Here is a 14,181-nt window from a genome sequence, read left to right as displayed (position 1 = left end):
TCAAATCAATACAAATAGGTTAAGTTAAACCACCAACTAGGAGGTTCCTGGTTGCTTGATTGCATGGGTGTGTTTCCTTATGAAAACCACAGAATTTGGCCGTAAAGGCCGGGCAGGTAGGACTGCTTAGAAAAGAGATTTCTTACACTGCCTCACTCTAGTGAGGCTTATAATCAAAAGCGACGCCAGAGGATGTTTAATAATTGAATAAATGACAACTATTGGGGTCCACAGGTGTGCTCCTTGATAATTTAAGATGGCGCGGACTTTACTGGAAAAGTGCTATAAATGCCACTACAGAATGTAAAAAAATGTGTGCTTGTTGGTTTGTTGTCCACTATCGCTTATTTTTTGTTCGTTGAAACAAAAAGAGTTGCGAGCTGAATGTAATCCGAATATTATTCGGATTGTGTATTAATGAATATTATGTGATTAGGCCCCTGCATGAACAAGCAGCTGAAGAGACAGCAACGGGAAAAAAACATCATTCTTGGCACTATTGAACTGCTCTCAGAGCACGGCTTTTTAGATTTAAAAATGGCCGATATAGCCAAAGTGAGTGAGTGCTCTATGGGGGTCGTCTATTCCCATTTTGCCAGCAAAGAAGATTTATTAGTAGGTTGTGCTGTTGAAGTTATTAAAAAGCATCAGCGTTGGATAAATGAACTGAGTCATACCACGCTAGATAATCGAGAAAAGTTGTTAGTGATGCCCTTTCTTGGTTGGGAGTCTTCTGCCATCAACCCGAGCGAATCAGAAGTTATTCAGATGGCTTGCTTGCCATCAATATGGAAACGTGCCTCCAATAATCGGGTTTTAGAGTTAACTCGCGTGGGGGCAGAAACAGAACGAAGTGCGGTTCCAATATTTACATCAGCTTTAAACGTAGATGCAGAGAAGGGTAAGCATTTTCTGTGTGGCATTATGGGCTTAACGTTTGGGCTTCGTGAGATAGATAATTCTGGCTTCGGTATGATTGAAGCGAATTCAGCGCAGCTCAGTAGTTCACACCCATTCATTGATGCATTGCGCCGTTATTGCGCGGGTTGGGGGTTTGATTTTCCCAATGATGAGAGTGAATGGCGATCAGCACAAGAGACAGCAAGGCAAATAATTCATGCGGTTCATAAAGGGCGGGAGTAGCTCCGTCCTTTTTATTTACACAAATTCGAATAATATTCGGATTTAATTCGAAGGGTATACTGAGGGAAGTAAATGATGCGATATTCTTGGTGGAACAGAGCCACAATCACCATCGGCATGGTGTTTTTGTTTGGTTGCACACCGTCATCGGATAACAGCAGTACAGGGAGCGTGGTACGCCCAGTGAAACTCTTGACGATTGCAGATGGACAAAGCGAAACGATGCACCGCTTTCCTGCTCATGTCGTTGCTAGTGAAGAGGCGACTATCTCTTTTCGTGTTCCGGGAGAATTAACTGCGTTGCCCGTTAAGCCCGCGGATAGGGTAGAGAAAGGCCAGTTATTGGCAACGCTCGATGAACGCGACTTTAAAACACAATTGGCTTTAAGGCAGACGGATCACATGCTTGCTCAACGCGACTTTTCGCGGGTAGCGCAGCTAAAAGAGAAGAACGTGTTGTCGCAATCGGATTTTGATAACGCACAAGCACGAGTAGATTCTGCTCAAGCTGCATTAAAGCTCGCCGAAGATCAACTGGCGGATGCGTCACTAAACGCCCCTTTTTCAGGGCGCGTTGCTTATGTTGCGGTGGATAACTACCAATACATCCAGCCACAGCAAGCTATTTTGACATTACAGAGTGACAAGGCATTAGATATTTATATTCAGTTGCCAGAAGGGCTATTGAGCCAGCTTAACGCGTCTCAAGTCGATTTAACCTACCAGCCGGAAGTGAGTTTTGTTGGCAGTGATGTGCGCTATCCGGTGACATACAAGCAACATGCCACCCAAGTAACGCCAGGAACTCAAGCGTATGAAGTGGTGTTCTCACTGAGTCTGCCGAATAACGGTCATATTATCTATCCTGGTATGGGTGCAACATTGCACCTTGACCTGTCACGCGTTATGCCAGGTAGTCTTGACCCGCAGCGATTTACCGTTCCAGTGAGTGCCGTTCTTGTTGATGATCGAACCGGGAAAGCGCTAGTGTGGCGTTTTGAAGATGGCGAGGTTCAGCCAGTTGAGGTGATGACGCATAAGGTAACGAGCAAAGGGGTTGTTATTGAAGGTCCCCTACAATCTGGCGATCAACTGGTTACTGCGGGTCTAGGGCAACTTAGAACGGGGATGAAGGTTAAGCCACTACAACGTGAGCGAGGGTTGTAAGTTATGTCCATCGCAGAATATTCAATTCGAAATCGCGTTATTAGCTGGGTGATGTTTGTTGTCTTGCTGCTAGGTGGTCTTGTGTCATTCACTGGGTTGGGACAGCTTGAATTCCCTGAATTTCCTATCCCTCAAGCTCTGGTTAATACGGCCTACCCTGGCGCATCTCCAGAGCAGGTGGAAGAAGAGGTTACGTTACCGCTTGAACGCGCAATACTGGAATTGGAATACGTAAAAACGGTTGATTCGTTTAGCACCGCGGGCGTCTCTCAACTCAAGGTTGAGTTGGATGAAAAGTATCCCGGTAGTATGCACCCACAGATATGGGATGAACTGAGACGCAAAGTCGGGGATATTCAAGGAACATTACCCCCGGGTGTTTATCCATCGCAAGTGATTGATGATTTCAGTGATGTTTATGGCGTGCTATTTAATATCAGTGGGGAGGGATTTAGCTATCGCGAACTAGAAAATTACACCGATTTTTTACAACGAGAATTACTAGCTGTTGAAGGCGTAAAGCGTGTATCTATTGCCGGGGCAGTCGATGAGCAGGTGATTATTGAGGTGTCGCAACAAAACTTGCACGCTTTAGGCATCGACCCGCAATGGATAGTTGGCATTATTCATAACCAGAATGTGGTCTCTAATGCGGGAGATATGCTGGTTCAAGGGCATGCCGTTCGAATTCATCCCACAGGAGAGTTTGGCGATATTAATGAACTAAATGACCTGATTATTAGTCCTCCAGGTAGCAGCGATCTGATCCGTCTTGGTGACATTGCCACCATTTCACGTCAGTTCGATGAAACTCCGCGCAACCTATACCGTAGTAACGGTGCACGTGCGATCTCATTAGGGATTTCGTTTGCCAAAGGCGTCAATGTTGTTGAAGTCGGCAAGGCTATCGAAGCTAAACTGCAGTCACTTGAATCTTCACGCCCCTTGGGCGTAGAACTCATCAAGGTATATGACCAAGGCAATGCTGTCGATCAATCGGTTAGCGATTTTTTGATCAGCCTAGCTCAGGCCGTTGGAATTGTGATTGTGGTATTACTGCTGACCATGGGGGTACGTTCGGGCATCTTGATGGGCGGGGTGTTGTTACTCACCATGTTGGGCACCTTTATTGGGATGAACATCCTTAATATCGAAATCCAAATTATATCTCTTGGTGCACTGATTATTGCATTAGGTATGTTGGTTGATAATGCGATTGTTATTACCGAAGGGGTACTCATTGGCCTCAAACGTGGGCTCACTAAGCTGCAAGCCATTAATTTGGTGGTGCAGCAAAACCAATGGCCGTTACTGGGAGCGACCATCATTGCCATATTGGCTTTTGCTCCAATTGGTTTGTCGCCAGACGCCACGGGCGACTTTTTAGGCTCTTTGTTCCAAGTGTTAATGGTCTCGTTGTTTCTCAGCTGGATATTAGCCCTAACGCTAACCCCATTTTTTTGTGAGTTATTCTTTAAAGAAGAGATAGTCGCAGATGAAGAAGATGTGGACCCTTATAAGGGGCTGGTATTTTCTATTTATCGTGGGGTATTAATGACAGCGTTGCGTCACCGAATTACCACGATCGTACTGATTGTTGGTTTATTGCTGGCTGCCGTTGTGGGCTTTGGTTTTGTCCGCCAAGCATTTTTCCCACCATCAAACACGCCGATTTTCTATGTTGACGTTTGGATGCAACAAGGGACTGATATTCGTCACAACGAAAAGGTGATGCAAGAAATAGAGTCGAAAGCGCTACAGCATGATGGAGTAATGAATGTTACAACAGTGCTAGGCATGGGCGCACAACGTTTCATTCTTACTTACGCGCCAGAAATGATGTACCCGTCTTATAGCCAGTTGATTATTGAGGCCAACGACCTATCGACAATCGAAGCGCTGATTCCAGTCATGGAGGCAGAGTTTCAACATGACTATCCAGAGATTGAGTTTAAATTTAAATTGATGGATATTGGCCCAGCCCCAACGGCAAAGGTAGAGGCGCGTTTTTATGGGCCAGACCCTGATGTTTTACGTCAGTTAGCCGCTGAAGCGACCGCGATTTTTGAAGCAGAACCGAAAGCCACCGCTATCCGTCATTCGTGGCGTGAAAAGACCCATGTAGTTCGCCCGCAATTTGATGAGGCAGCAGCACGTCGTAGTGGGGTCTCTAAGCAGGCATTAGATAGTGCCCTGTTGGTTAACTTTTCTGGGCAGCAGGTAGGCGTATACCGTGACGGAAGCCATTTATTGCCAATGGTACTGCGTGCACCAGAAGAAGAGCGCCTCAATGCCGATACCATCAACGAAATGCAAATTTGGTCTGCGGAAAGGCAAACATGGATACCTGTGGGCCAGATAATATCAAGCTATGATGTAGAAAGTGAAAACTCCCTGATTGTTAGACGTAACTATCGTCGGGTTATTTCTGTGATGGCTGATGTCGAGCCGTTTTCTGATGATACTGCTGAGTCGTTGCGCCAAGCCGTGAAGACAAAGATAGAGGCGATGGAGCTTCCCGATGGTTATAGCTTTGAGTGGGGAGGGGAGCATGAGGTACAAGAGATGGCAACAGAATCATTGTTTAGCTCGTTACCATTAGGCTATCTGGCCATGTTCCTTATTACGGTGTTCTTGTTTAATACGATTCGTCAACCGCTGGCAATTTGGTCTACTGTGCCTCTGTCTCTGATCGGCGTTTCGGCTGGTTTGTTGCTACTAAACATTCCGTTTTCATTTACCGCATTGTTGGGGCTTCTGAGTCTTACAGGCATGGTGGTGAAAAATGGCATTGTCTTGGTTGAGCAGATTTGTATTGAACTGGATCAGGGGCGTTCTAATCACGATGCGATTGTTTATGCCAGTGTGAGCCGTGTGCGGCCAGTGTGTATGGCGGCACTGACAACAATGCTAGGAATGATACCGCTAATCTTTGATGCATTTTTCCAATCAATGGCCGTGACGATTATTTTTGGGTTGGGCTTTGCAACAGTCTTAACACTGATAATTTTACCTGTTATTTACTCGCTGCTATATCGAGTTAGATATCATTAGAACTGATTGTTCGTAGCGGTTTAAGCCGAAGCACTGTGGCTTGAACTTGTGTTAGCACAGTGATTAGGAGCGTGAATCTACAATTCGCGCTCTTTTTTCTGTCATCGCTCCTGTGCTGTTATTTGCTGGTAGGGGGGGGTGCAACTTTAGCGTTAAAAAGAATAGATATAATTAAGAGGTTACGTCATGTTGTACCATTACCTGTATTTTGAGGTTGCACTGCTTTTGTTTAGTTTCGCTATGATAGAGCTGGTACTGATATTGTCTTTTCCAAAATACACACGTCGATTAAACAATGGAAAATGATAGTTCGGCAAAGAGGTAGAGGCCGCGTGCTATTGTGAGGTTAAGAGACGCGAGATGATCGGTTTAATCGCTGATTTTTCCCATATCTGCATGACGTAGACTGATTACTGCACGATTCGTGCAAAAAGTGAGCGTGCGTGTGCTGAATGACGAAATTTTGCTTTTCTTTTCTAATAGATATGGCATATTGAACTTGTCCCACAATGATGCGTGCATCGTATAATGGCTATTACCTCAGCCTTCCAAGCTGATGATGCGGGTTCGATTCCCGCTGCACGCTCCAGCTTTCTTATATCAGTAAATTTCACAGATCTATTTGAAATTAATGCGCTTAATGGCGTATTTTGCTGTGTCTGGCGATTAGAATTACAGTTGTGCTACTAGCCAAGTGATACCGCTGGGGACCACAAAGGGACCAAGGTGGGGACCACATTGAATTTATTGGCAAGTAGACAGATGCATTTCACTTTGCAAAATAACATCAGCTCAATATAACTATTTCTAATGGCTGAACCTTACTACGCACATCAATCTTCGGTTTTTTCGTCATCTATCACTTCGAGTAAGTCACCAACCTGACAATCTAGATAACGGCATAGCTTTTCTAAAGTATCAAAATCGATTCGGTTATTTGTTTCATGATAGAGGCGAGTAACAGTATTTCGGTTAATGCCAGCATCTCTAACAATATCAGCAATCTTGAGTCTTTTGGCTCCCATAATGGCTGAAAGGTGGCACTTAATCATTTTCTATTTCCGCAACATATTGATATCCAGAGTATAACGTAGAATCAGCGCCAGGATCTAGCTGCTTTCAAGGGCTAATTGTTACCTTGCCAGACCTTAAATGTACCTCTATAGGTACAAAAAGTGTTTGACGTGCGTGCTAATGAGGCAAATAATGACCCTCAAGGGGCGCATTAAGACACTTTGGAGGTTTTATGGGCTTTACCTATCTAACAACCGCAGAATTATCCGCGGCCATCAAATATGACAAGAGGGTCATACGTGAGCAGCTAAAGGATTCTGTTCTGTTTGAAGGTATTCATTACATTCGTCCATTTGGTGGCCGGAAAATCCTTTTTATCTGGGAGCGCGTTGAAGAAGAGATGTTGAATGGTGTGACAACGTATTCTCTGACAAATGGAAATTGAGAGGTGAAATATGGGAAGCATCAATGTCAAAAACAATAAGTTGTATCTAGATTTTAGATATAAAGGGCAACGGTGTCGTGAGTATACCAAGCTGATTGACAACAGTAGTAACCGACGCCGACTCGGACAGTTACTAAAAAATATTGAAGCAGAGATCACCCTTGGCACTTTCGATTACGCCAAATATTTTCCGAAAAGTAAAAAAGTCGAAAAGTTTGCTGTACTGGCTGAACGCAAGCGTAAAGCAAAGGCATATTTTGAGTCACCAGATGCACCAAGGCTAAATGAATTTGCTGAGATTTGGTTATCTGAAAAGCAAATTGAATGGCGTAAAGGCCATTATGAAGATGTCGACGGTATTCTTAGGAAGTACATTATACCGATGTTCGGCAGTAAGAAGATCAGCGCCATCACCAAGCAACAAATCTTAAGCTTTCGCTCTACACTCGCCAAAGTCCCAGGTCGAAAGGGGAAGGTACTTAGTCCATCTCGCATCAATCATATCATGACGGCATTAAGGATGATGCTAAACGAAGCCGCTGATCGTTATGAGTTTACTTCGCCTTGGAAGAATATAAAAGCGTTAAAGGTAGGCCGTACTGAAGTTGATCCCTTCAATTTACAGGAAGTGGAGTTGGTGATTCAAAACGCGCCAGCTAACTTCCAGGCATATTACATCGCCCGCTTTTTTACCGGACTCAGAACCAGTGAAATTGATGGTCTGATGTGGAAAGATGTCGATCTGAAGAACAAAACCATCACGGTCAACCAGAGTTTGGTTCGCGGTGAATTGTCGGATCTCAAGACAGAGGGCTCTTACCGTGTCGTAATGCTGGAGGTAAATAATGCGCTATTCACCGTTAGCTGTACATTGCACAATGTCTTTGCTTGGATGTCATACAAAGTCACTATTTTGATCAGATGACTGTGGAAGATATCAAGCAATCTAAAGCCGAAATCTATCTTTTACTAAAAGGTAGAACCTACATGCTTCCGTATCAGTATTGGCGAGAAGATATATTTTTGGACATGGTAGCAAATAGCGTGGTGGAGGTGTTATATCAATGTCGTCACCACCGTTCAAAGCGAGATGTGGATTGGGTGCTAAGTTTTGTTGAGCGCCAGATAGGTCTGGCTTTAGAGAGAGCAAAGCACTAGAGGGAGTGAAGTAAGTCACTGAACAACGTTACCATCAATTTTCACACGATGCATGGCGGTCTCAGGCCGTGAGCGTTTGTGATAGCCGTAGTTTTGCTTCCACTTTTCGATTGAGCTTAAAGCTTCTGACAGCCCACGGCCCAGTTACGTGGGTGTCCTTTTCCCAAAACGTGAGCGAAAGTCGATTAATCAATGATTAGTTTTACTGACGCCAGTTCTTGTGGTTAGAAGCAGAGTTTTAGACATGAGATTATTATAGTGAGTGGGTTTCACTGCGCTGAACGTAAATACATGATCTAGTACACTAGAATTGCGCAACAAAGCCACTCGTGAAGGGAAAGAACTGTTTTCTCGAATCAAAAAAGCGCGGTGCATAGCCATTAGGGATGGCCAAATCAAGAGATAGGCCCATGTTTGGCTTCATATTGACACTTCTCACCCTAAATCAGTAGATGGACACCCGACAGGTATTCCAACCGAGTCAATCTTGGATCGAGCAGGAAGGGTGGCAGATAAGCTTTAAAATTCACCGATTAGTCACGTTTATCCAAACTACTTATTGTCCAAATAAGGCTTTTTAGATAATTTAGATAAATTATCTAAAAAGCCAGTGACAACGTACAGTTCAAAGGTGCAACAGCATGAATGAAAAAGATATTTTCGCTAATATCAAACGAGCCTTAGATGAGGCTCCTCGCAATCAGTACACTGTAGAAATGCACCTACAAATGATCAAGTATGCGGATGATTTAAAAACCATCACAGCCAAAGAGTTCTGCGAAGGCGTTGGCCTTAAAAGCAGTTTTGGCACTGAGTTTTCTAAAATGCGCAACCTCGCTGCTCGCCTAAAAGCCGCCGGCTTAGATACCAACAAATTATAACCGCCCAATTCTTATAAAGGCTTTTCCACCATGGCAATAAAAAAACAGAACTCTATTCATCCCTTTGGGCTAGTTGTGACGAATTACGCGGCGGTATGGACGCCAGTCAGTATAAAGACTATGTACTGACTATGCTGTTCATGAAATACGTCTCTGACAAATACAAAGGCGTGCGTCGTGGCATGATCAAAGTGCCTGAGGGTGCTAGCTATGACGATATGATTGAGGCCAAAGGCGATAAAGAAATTGGCGATAAAATAAATAAAATTATCGCAGCGCTTGCTGAAGCCAATGATCTAAAAGGCGTGATTGACGTTGCCGACTTTAACGATGAAGACAAGTTAGGCAAAGGCAAAGACATGATCGATCGTCTAACCAAGTTAGTCGGTATCTTCCAAGGCTTAGACCTCTCTGCTAACCGTGCGGATGGTGATGACTTGCTTGGTGACGCCTATGAGTATCTTATGCGCCACTTTGCGACCGAATCAGGTAAGTCTAAGGGGCAGTTTTATACGCCATCAGAAGTGTCTAGCATTCTTGCTAAAGTCGTGGGCATTACCAAAGATACGCCACTAGAGTCATCGGTTTATGACCCAACTTGTGGCTCTGGCTCTTTACTGTTAAAGGCGAGTGATGAAGCGCCTCGTGGTTTATCTATCTTTGGTCAAGAGATGGATAACGCGACTAGTGCATTGGCACGAATGAACATGATTTTGCATGACAATGCGACCGCGAAAGTGTTTAAAGGTAATACTTTGTCTGAGCCAGAGTGGAAAGATGGCCCAAATCAACTGAAAACCTTTGATTTCTGTGTGGCCAACCCGCCATTTTCTAACAAAAACTGGACCAGTGGGTTAAACCCCGAAAGCGATTTATATGATCGCTTTACCTGGGGTATTCCACCTGAAAAAAATGGTGATTACACCTTCTTACTGCACATTCTAAAAAGCTTAAAAAGCTTAAAAAGCTTAAAAAGCAACGGCAAAGTTACTTACTTTGACAAACAGACGAAAAACGTCTGGTTCGTTTGTTAGAGTGAGTATATCTAATTTAATCAAGCTGTTGAGGCGCACCAAGATGACCTTTATCAATGAAGAAGCTGTGTACGAACATTTCTTACCAGGGTACTTTCACGAGAAAAACAACGACATCAGAAATGAGCAATGGTGGAATGCGACAGATGAAGTCATTACCGCATTGCTAACTGAGTTACAGAAGTTCCGCGGGGCAGGGGATGACACTATTTCACTCATTGATATTTGTCGAGCTGGCGGCGATTTTATGGCTTGGCCTGATCTCCTGAGTCATGATATCCCCCAGTGGAGATTGCAATCCCACCTAGAAGTAGAACCATGGGATGAGTATGCGATGAAACTTGAGCAGCAGACTCGCAATCCTAGGTACATTAACGAGATTCCAAAGGGTTATACCAGTGAATACTGTGAGACTGAAATACAACTTATCTACAAAGGTGTGTTACACAACGGTATGTTAAGCAGTGGTCTGCATTACATAGAGAAACAAGCGACCAATCAAATCACTGAGTGGGCAGCATCTCGTCCAATTAACCAAAAAGCCATTAACCTCGCTTGGCTTGATGGGGCGAATGAACGTCACGCTTTTGTAAAATCCGAACTAGAATCTCTAGGCTCAATGACATGTGCGTTGGTCAATCGAACAAAAGGTCAATTGCCTGAAGTGCATTTTGTTCTGGCTAATCATCAAACTATGCGCAGTGTTCGACCTAGGCACTTAGTTCGTGATATTGAGTCGATGCAATGTGAGCCCCCTGCGCTCTTAGATGCTTTGATTGCCGTTGTTGTGCGAGTGCATCAAGAGAGGTGTTTGGAGAAAGGGCTCTAGTCATGGACAAGGAATGTGAATGTATCATTTGTCACAATAAAGATACGGCCCAGAGTAAACAATGCCCCTACTGTTTTGTCCCTTCCAAGCTGAACAGAGAATACGCCCCAGTGTGGGTATCAATACTTGAACAAGACGATTTTCAAGGACAACAACGCTGTATGGGTTGCTTTTCGCAACCTATGCTTGAAGCGTTAGCGTTCGCAGTCGAGCAAATGGAAGAGTTCGGTATCAAGGTAGTAAGAGAGAGTTTACTTGCTTTTTGTCATGGTGAGCTAGAGCCAAAGGAATGCAATAAAGGGCATCCTCGGATTAGCAATGTTCGAGATTTTCTTGATGTTGTAGAGAAAATCTATCGAAATAGGCAGTACAGGAAGCAAATCGCTGCGAAAGCGGCAGCGCAAATAGAAAAGAAGCGCAATCGGCTGTTCTGGATACAGAATGTTTGGCAAATGCTTGTTTGTGTCTTGATACCCCTTTTTCTTCCATTGTTCGCGCTGTGCATTGCACTAAGACAGTTCCCTCAGCAGTTTGTGTTGGGAGCGGTGTTTATGATTATGTGCTGTTGTGTCCAGGTAGCCTTAGTATGGCAATTATTACAAACAGATTGGATCACCAAACTTGAATCTCCTTTAATTCAAGAAAGAACGGGGATGCCCGGTGTCGCTATTGGTCTTAGTTACTTGTATGGTGCTGTCTGTTATGTATTAGCGCTCATACCTTATTCGATTCTTTATAGCTTGCTGTGGATTCCAGATAGTCCACCCAAATATCTGCAATGGTTGGTAAAGCTAATGTAGAGGGCACACCTGTCGTTAGGTGTGCTAATTTGCACATTAAGGTTAAGGCTTTGGTTTTGTGAACTCTTTACAGTGTCGGTGCTGGCACTCTAGACAGATTTCTTCAATAGCAAGGAAATAGAGTGCAGTGCCATCCTCATCATGCTCTACGTCCATATACTCACTACTCATGTGCTCGGTTAGTTCTTTACAGTAGTTAGAGTAGATGTCGTAGTTCATTCGTTGATACCCCGTGTCGAGTTGTCTAGTGCATATTTGTCGAAGAAGTCTAGGATATGCTCCTCAATATCAAACAAGAGCGCTACGCCAAGTTGCAAGGCGAGCTCTTCATCGATAGCCCAAGACCGGGCTTTTTGAGTGCATTTGGCTATTAACTTAGGACACTTCGCCGCTTCTAGAGATAAGTAGGCAGGATTAACATCAACATTAACTCTTGGTAAGTCGAGGCGGTCAGCATCTAGGCATGCGGCAATAGTGGGGTCATCGTGCACAAAGTGCTTGGTATGAATGGAACATGCCTCTTTGAGTTGTTCTAATTGTGTATTGCTTAATGGTAAGTGGTCATGCAGTTGTTCAATGAGATGGCATGCTCGTTTTCCATGATGTGGGTCATTGTGTTCATTTAGCCGGCAACAATCGTGAAACAGGCCAAACCAAAATACCACGTCAATATCGATCAATGGGCTATTTTGTGCGAGTTGTATGCCATTGTTGATCACACGTAACCAATGCCCCATACCATGCTCAGAATGCTTATGGTTAAAGGGAAATTGTTTAGCAACACGTTGAACCAGTTTTTTGTCGATGGGGTTTTGATAAAGCATTATCTCACCTTTATGTAATCAGGATTATTTGGAACAAGCACTGTGGTTAGGTACGTAGAACTTTAGCAGTAAAAACGGACGAAATTCGTCTGATTTGAAGATTTTAGTAAGCTACTGTCTTCTTCAAATGCACAGGAGGAGACAGACGTATTTCGTCCACTCTGCGTGATATAGTGATAACACTGAGTGACATAAGAGCAGGCAAAATTTTCTTAATAAAGGTGTAAAATGATAACAATACTTTTTTATAGTATTTTCATGGCATTTCTTTGGGTAACACAGGTGTTATTTTCTGAGTCCGTTTTGCGAAGAACCCCATTTTTTGAATTTCGATACCGAGAGCAGTGTGAAGCCACTCTCCGTAAAGTGATGTTTCTAGGTATTCTACCTATTGTTTTAATACCAATCATGCTGCTGGTATTCATTATCTGGGAAGGTATTTCACTATTTGAATGTCTTTTTTTTGGTATTTTTTCTTTCATTACTTCTTATGCTAGCATTTATACTGCGCGTATTTCTAACAGATTCTATAATTATTATCTATATCGTGAAGGAAAATTATATATCATTGCGAATGTAAAAGGTGAACCAAGCGAGGATGAGATTGAGGCTACCATATCAGGGGGAAATATCACCTCAAAGTTATTCATTGATAAGTGAGATTGATTAAATTTAGTCATTATAGGCAAGAGTTATTTTTTCTATTCCTTAGCCTGGGCAACTATTTTAGTTTAGTTTGGTTTAGTTTGGTTTAGTTTGGTTTAGTTTGGTTTTGTTAGTGAATGCGAAATTTTTCAAATTTTCAATATCAATTAAATTTGTTTATGTTTTTTATTAGTGTGTGAGATTTATATTTTTATTCGATGTGTAACTTAATTTATGTATCAAGGAATCGGCTTTTTTCTCACGATAGTAAAGTTTTGTTAAACTGTGTTAATTGTTCTTATGTTGTAAGATATTCGTATCCGCCCCACGATCCCACGTGGTGCGCTTTAATAATCGAAGTTCCAAGGAAGCAGCGAGTTGATATCCGGCTCAGGTTTAGCAAGCTCTTTCAGGCAATGAACCATGTAATTGTAGAGGATTAGGTCATTCGTTTTTGCCGTTTCGATGATGCTGTAGAGCATTGCGCTAGCATCAGCGCCTCTTGAGTTATCTGCAATGAGCCAGTTTTTTCTCCCAATAACCAGTGACTTAATTGCACGTTCGGCACGATTATTATCGATAGATAAATGCCCGTCATCGATATAACGAATCAACTTCGGCCACTGTCCTCGGGTATATTTAATAGCCTTACCAAGCGCACTCGACTCAACCACTTTCTGCGTAGTGAGCCAGTGATGGATATCATCTAATATCGGTTTTGCTTCAGTCTGCCTTGCCATCAGGCGCTCCTCAGCCGTACTGCCTTTCAGCCTCGTTTCCAACGCATAGAGCTTTTGGATTTTTGCCAGGACTACGTCAGCTTTACCTGTCTTGCCTTTACCCTTCAGCTTTTTAGCGTCCATGAACTTGCGACGAGCATGAGCAAGGCAACCCACATTGGTGACCTTATCGAGCCGGTCGTAAGCTGCATAGCCATCACTTTGAAGGTAACCGTGGTAATCACCTAAGAAGCTCGTAGGGCAAGTACTTGCACGACTATTTTGATAGTCAAACAAGACGATGTTTTTTGTACCATCAACACTGGCTTTGGGGGAGTCAGCACCTGAGCAGTAGAGCCACATATATGCCTGCTTGTCTTCTTTGAGCACATTGAGTGGGGTTTCATCGGCATGAACAACAACTTGGTTCAGGAGGTGATGTTTGAGCGCTTGGTATAGTGGTGCGAA

Annotated in this window: 15 protein-coding genes, 1 tRNA gene and 2 pseudogenes; 13 read left to right on the top strand and 5 right to left on the bottom strand. The window is 43.4% G+C overall.

Features of this window, described 5'->3' with window-relative positions; all coding sequences use genetic code 11:
- Positions 1–444 precede the first annotated feature (444 nt).
- From ACKLNH_RS16110 to ACKLNH_RS16095, 4 genes are all read left to right on the top strand, one after another.
- Complete coding sequence (locus ACKLNH_RS16110; protein WP_413113283.1) at positions 445–1,143, top strand: TetR/AcrR family transcriptional regulator; 699 nt, start codon at positions 445–447, stop codon at positions 1,141–1,143.
- Positions 1,144–1,215: 72 nt separating this feature from the next.
- Positions 1,216–2,310, top strand: coding sequence for an efflux RND transporter periplasmic adaptor subunit (locus ACKLNH_RS16105; RefSeq protein ID WP_413113282.1), 1,095 nt, complete (start codon positions 1,216–1,218; stop codon positions 2,308–2,310).
- A gap of 3 nt (positions 2,311–2,313) precedes the next feature.
- Positions 2,314–5,364, top strand: a complete 3,051-nt coding sequence (locus ACKLNH_RS16100; protein WP_413113281.1) for an efflux RND transporter permease subunit — start codon at positions 2,314–2,316, stop codon at positions 5,362–5,364.
- 514 nt (positions 5,365–5,878) lie between these two features.
- Positions 5,879–5,953: transfer RNA gene (locus tag ACKLNH_RS16095), tRNA-Gly, on the top strand.
- A 244-nt stretch (positions 5,954–6,197) separates the two neighbouring features.
- On the opposite strand, the gene ACKLNH_RS16090 is transcribed toward ACKLNH_RS16095, so the two are convergent.
- On the bottom strand, positions 6,198–6,416 hold the full coding sequence (locus ACKLNH_RS16090) for a helix-turn-helix domain-containing protein (RefSeq protein ID WP_413113280.1): 219 nt from the start codon (positions 6,414–6,416) through the stop codon (positions 6,198–6,200).
- Positions 6,417–6,610: 194 nt separating this feature from the next.
- Between ACKLNH_RS16090 and ACKLNH_RS16085 the strand changes: the two genes are divergently transcribed.
- The 3 genes from ACKLNH_RS16085 to ACKLNH_RS16075 all read left to right on the top strand — a co-directional run bounded on the left by ACKLNH_RS16085 (position 6,611) and on the right by ACKLNH_RS16075 (position 7,981).
- The gene (locus tag ACKLNH_RS16085; RefSeq protein ID WP_187463286.1) at positions 6,611–6,823 is read left to right on the top strand and encodes a hypothetical protein; all 213 of its coding nucleotides are present in this window, start codon (positions 6,611–6,613) and stop codon (positions 6,821–6,823) included.
- Between the two features lie 10 nt (positions 6,824–6,833).
- Complete coding sequence (locus ACKLNH_RS16080; protein ID WP_413113279.1) at positions 6,834–7,748, top strand: Arm DNA-binding domain-containing protein; 915 nt, start codon at positions 6,834–6,836, stop codon at positions 7,746–7,748.
- 62 nt (positions 7,749–7,810) lie between these two features.
- Positions 7,811–7,981 carry a hypothetical protein gene (locus tag ACKLNH_RS16075; protein WP_413113278.1) on the top strand — a complete coding sequence of 57 codons (171 nt, stop codon included), beginning with the start codon at positions 7,811–7,813 and terminating at the stop codon, positions 7,979–7,981.
- A 39-nt stretch (positions 7,982–8,020) separates the two neighbouring features.
- On the opposite strand, the pseudogene ACKLNH_RS16070 reads toward ACKLNH_RS16075, so the two are convergent.
- Positions 8,021–8,142, bottom strand: a pseudogene (locus ACKLNH_RS16070) (IS5/IS1182 family transposase); the annotation flags it as partial.
- 480 nt (positions 8,143–8,622) lie between these two features.
- On the opposite strand from ACKLNH_RS16070, the gene ACKLNH_RS16065 reads away from it, so the two are divergent.
- From ACKLNH_RS16065 to ACKLNH_RS16045, 5 genes and pseudogenes are all read left to right on the top strand, one after another.
- Complete coding sequence (locus ACKLNH_RS16065; RefSeq protein ID WP_413113277.1) at positions 8,623–8,862, top strand: HTH-like domain-containing protein; 240 nt, start codon at positions 8,623–8,625, stop codon at positions 8,860–8,862.
- Between the two features lie 68 nt (positions 8,863–8,930).
- Positions 8,931–9,242: pseudogene (locus ACKLNH_RS16060) on the top strand (type I restriction-modification system subunit M N-terminal domain-containing protein); the annotation flags it as partial.
- Complete coding sequence (locus tag ACKLNH_RS16055) at positions 9,222–9,896, top strand: HsdM family class I SAM-dependent methyltransferase (RefSeq protein ID WP_413113353.1); 675 nt, start codon at positions 9,222–9,224, stop codon at positions 9,894–9,896. The pseudogene ACKLNH_RS16060 and the gene ACKLNH_RS16055, both read left to right, overlap by 21 nt.
- 43 nt (positions 9,897–9,939) lie before the next feature.
- A complete protein-coding gene (locus ACKLNH_RS16050) occupies positions 9,940–10,725 on the top strand; it encodes a hypothetical protein (protein ID WP_413113276.1) in 786 nt (261 codons plus the stop codon).
- 110 nt (positions 10,726–10,835) lie between these two features.
- On the top strand, positions 10,836–11,525 hold the full coding sequence (locus ACKLNH_RS16045; protein ID WP_413113275.1) for a hypothetical protein: 690 nt from the start codon (positions 10,836–10,838) through the stop codon (positions 11,523–11,525).
- Positions 11,526–11,567: 42 nt separating this feature from the next.
- Here ACKLNH_RS16045 and ACKLNH_RS16040 read toward each other — a convergent pair whose 3' ends face one another.
- Both ACKLNH_RS16040 and ACKLNH_RS16035 read right to left on the bottom strand, forming a co-directional pair.
- Entirely contained in the window at positions 11,568–11,744 is a 177-nt protein-coding gene (locus tag ACKLNH_RS16040) for a hypothetical protein (RefSeq protein WP_413113274.1), read from the bottom strand.
- Entirely contained in the window at positions 11,741–12,349 is a 609-nt protein-coding gene (locus ACKLNH_RS16035; RefSeq protein WP_413113273.1) for an HD domain-containing protein, read from the bottom strand. Before ACKLNH_RS16035 ends, ACKLNH_RS16040 begins: the two co-directional genes overlap by 4 nt.
- A gap of 228 nt (positions 12,350–12,577) precedes the next feature.
- On the opposite strand from ACKLNH_RS16035, the gene ACKLNH_RS16030 reads away from it, so the two are divergent.
- Positions 12,578–13,009, top strand: coding sequence for a hypothetical protein (locus ACKLNH_RS16030; RefSeq protein WP_413113272.1), 432 nt, complete (start codon positions 12,578–12,580; stop codon positions 13,007–13,009).
- A gap of 332 nt (positions 13,010–13,341) precedes the next feature.
- Here ACKLNH_RS16030 and tnpC read toward each other — a convergent pair.
- Positions 13,342–14,181: IS66 family transposase (gene tnpC, locus ACKLNH_RS16025; protein ID WP_413113271.1), on the bottom strand; the 840-nt coding region annotated here is incomplete at its 5' end.

The organism is Thaumasiovibrio clandestinus (assembly GCF_047250365.1).
In the GTDB taxonomy this organism is placed as follows: domain Bacteria; phylum Pseudomonadota; class Gammaproteobacteria; order Enterobacterales; family Vibrionaceae; genus Thaumasiovibrio.
This window is presented reverse-complemented; position numbering and strand designations above follow the sequence as displayed.

What these genes read in the sequence shown, in the direction of transcription:
- ACKLNH_RS16110 (WP_413113283.1), top strand. Translation starts at nt 445, where the DNA reads ATGAACAAGCAGCTGAAGAGACAGCAACGGGAAAAAAACATCATTCTT.
- ACKLNH_RS16105 (WP_413113282.1), top strand. Translation starts at nt 1,216, where the DNA reads ATGATGCGATATTCTTGGTGGAACAGAGCCACAATCACCATCGGCATG.
- ACKLNH_RS16100 (WP_413113281.1), top strand. Translation starts at nt 2,314, where the DNA reads ATGTCCATCGCAGAATATTCAATTCGAAATCGCGTTATTAGCTGGGTG.
- ACKLNH_RS16090 (WP_413113280.1), bottom strand. Translation starts at nt 6,416, where the DNA reads ATGATTAAGTGCCACCTTTCAGCCATTATGGGAGCCAAAAGACTCAAG.
- ACKLNH_RS16085 (WP_187463286.1), top strand. Translation starts at nt 6,611, where the DNA reads ATGGGCTTTACCTATCTAACAACCGCAGAATTATCCGCGGCCATCAAA.
- ACKLNH_RS16080 (WP_413113279.1), top strand. Translation starts at nt 6,834, where the DNA reads ATGGGAAGCATCAATGTCAAAAACAATAAGTTGTATCTAGATTTTAGA.
- ACKLNH_RS16075 (WP_413113278.1), top strand. Translation starts at nt 7,811, where the DNA reads ATGCTTCCGTATCAGTATTGGCGAGAAGATATATTTTTGGACATGGTA.
- ACKLNH_RS16065 (WP_413113277.1), top strand. Translation starts at nt 8,623, where the DNA reads ATGAATGAAAAAGATATTTTCGCTAATATCAAACGAGCCTTAGATGAG.
- ACKLNH_RS16055 (WP_413113353.1), top strand. Translation starts at nt 9,222, where the DNA reads ATGATCGATCGTCTAACCAAGTTAGTCGGTATCTTCCAAGGCTTAGAC.
- ACKLNH_RS16050 (WP_413113276.1), top strand. Translation starts at nt 9,940, where the DNA reads ATGACCTTTATCAATGAAGAAGCTGTGTACGAACATTTCTTACCAGGG.
- ACKLNH_RS16040 (WP_413113274.1), bottom strand. Translation starts at nt 11,744, where the DNA reads ATGAACTACGACATCTACTCTAACTACTGTAAAGAACTAACCGAGCAC.
- ACKLNH_RS16035 (WP_413113273.1), bottom strand. Translation starts at nt 12,349, where the DNA reads ATGCTTTATCAAAACCCCATCGACAAAAAACTGGTTCAACGTGTTGCT.
- ACKLNH_RS16030 (WP_413113272.1), top strand. Translation starts at nt 12,578, where the DNA reads ATGATAACAATACTTTTTTATAGTATTTTCATGGCATTTCTTTGGGTA.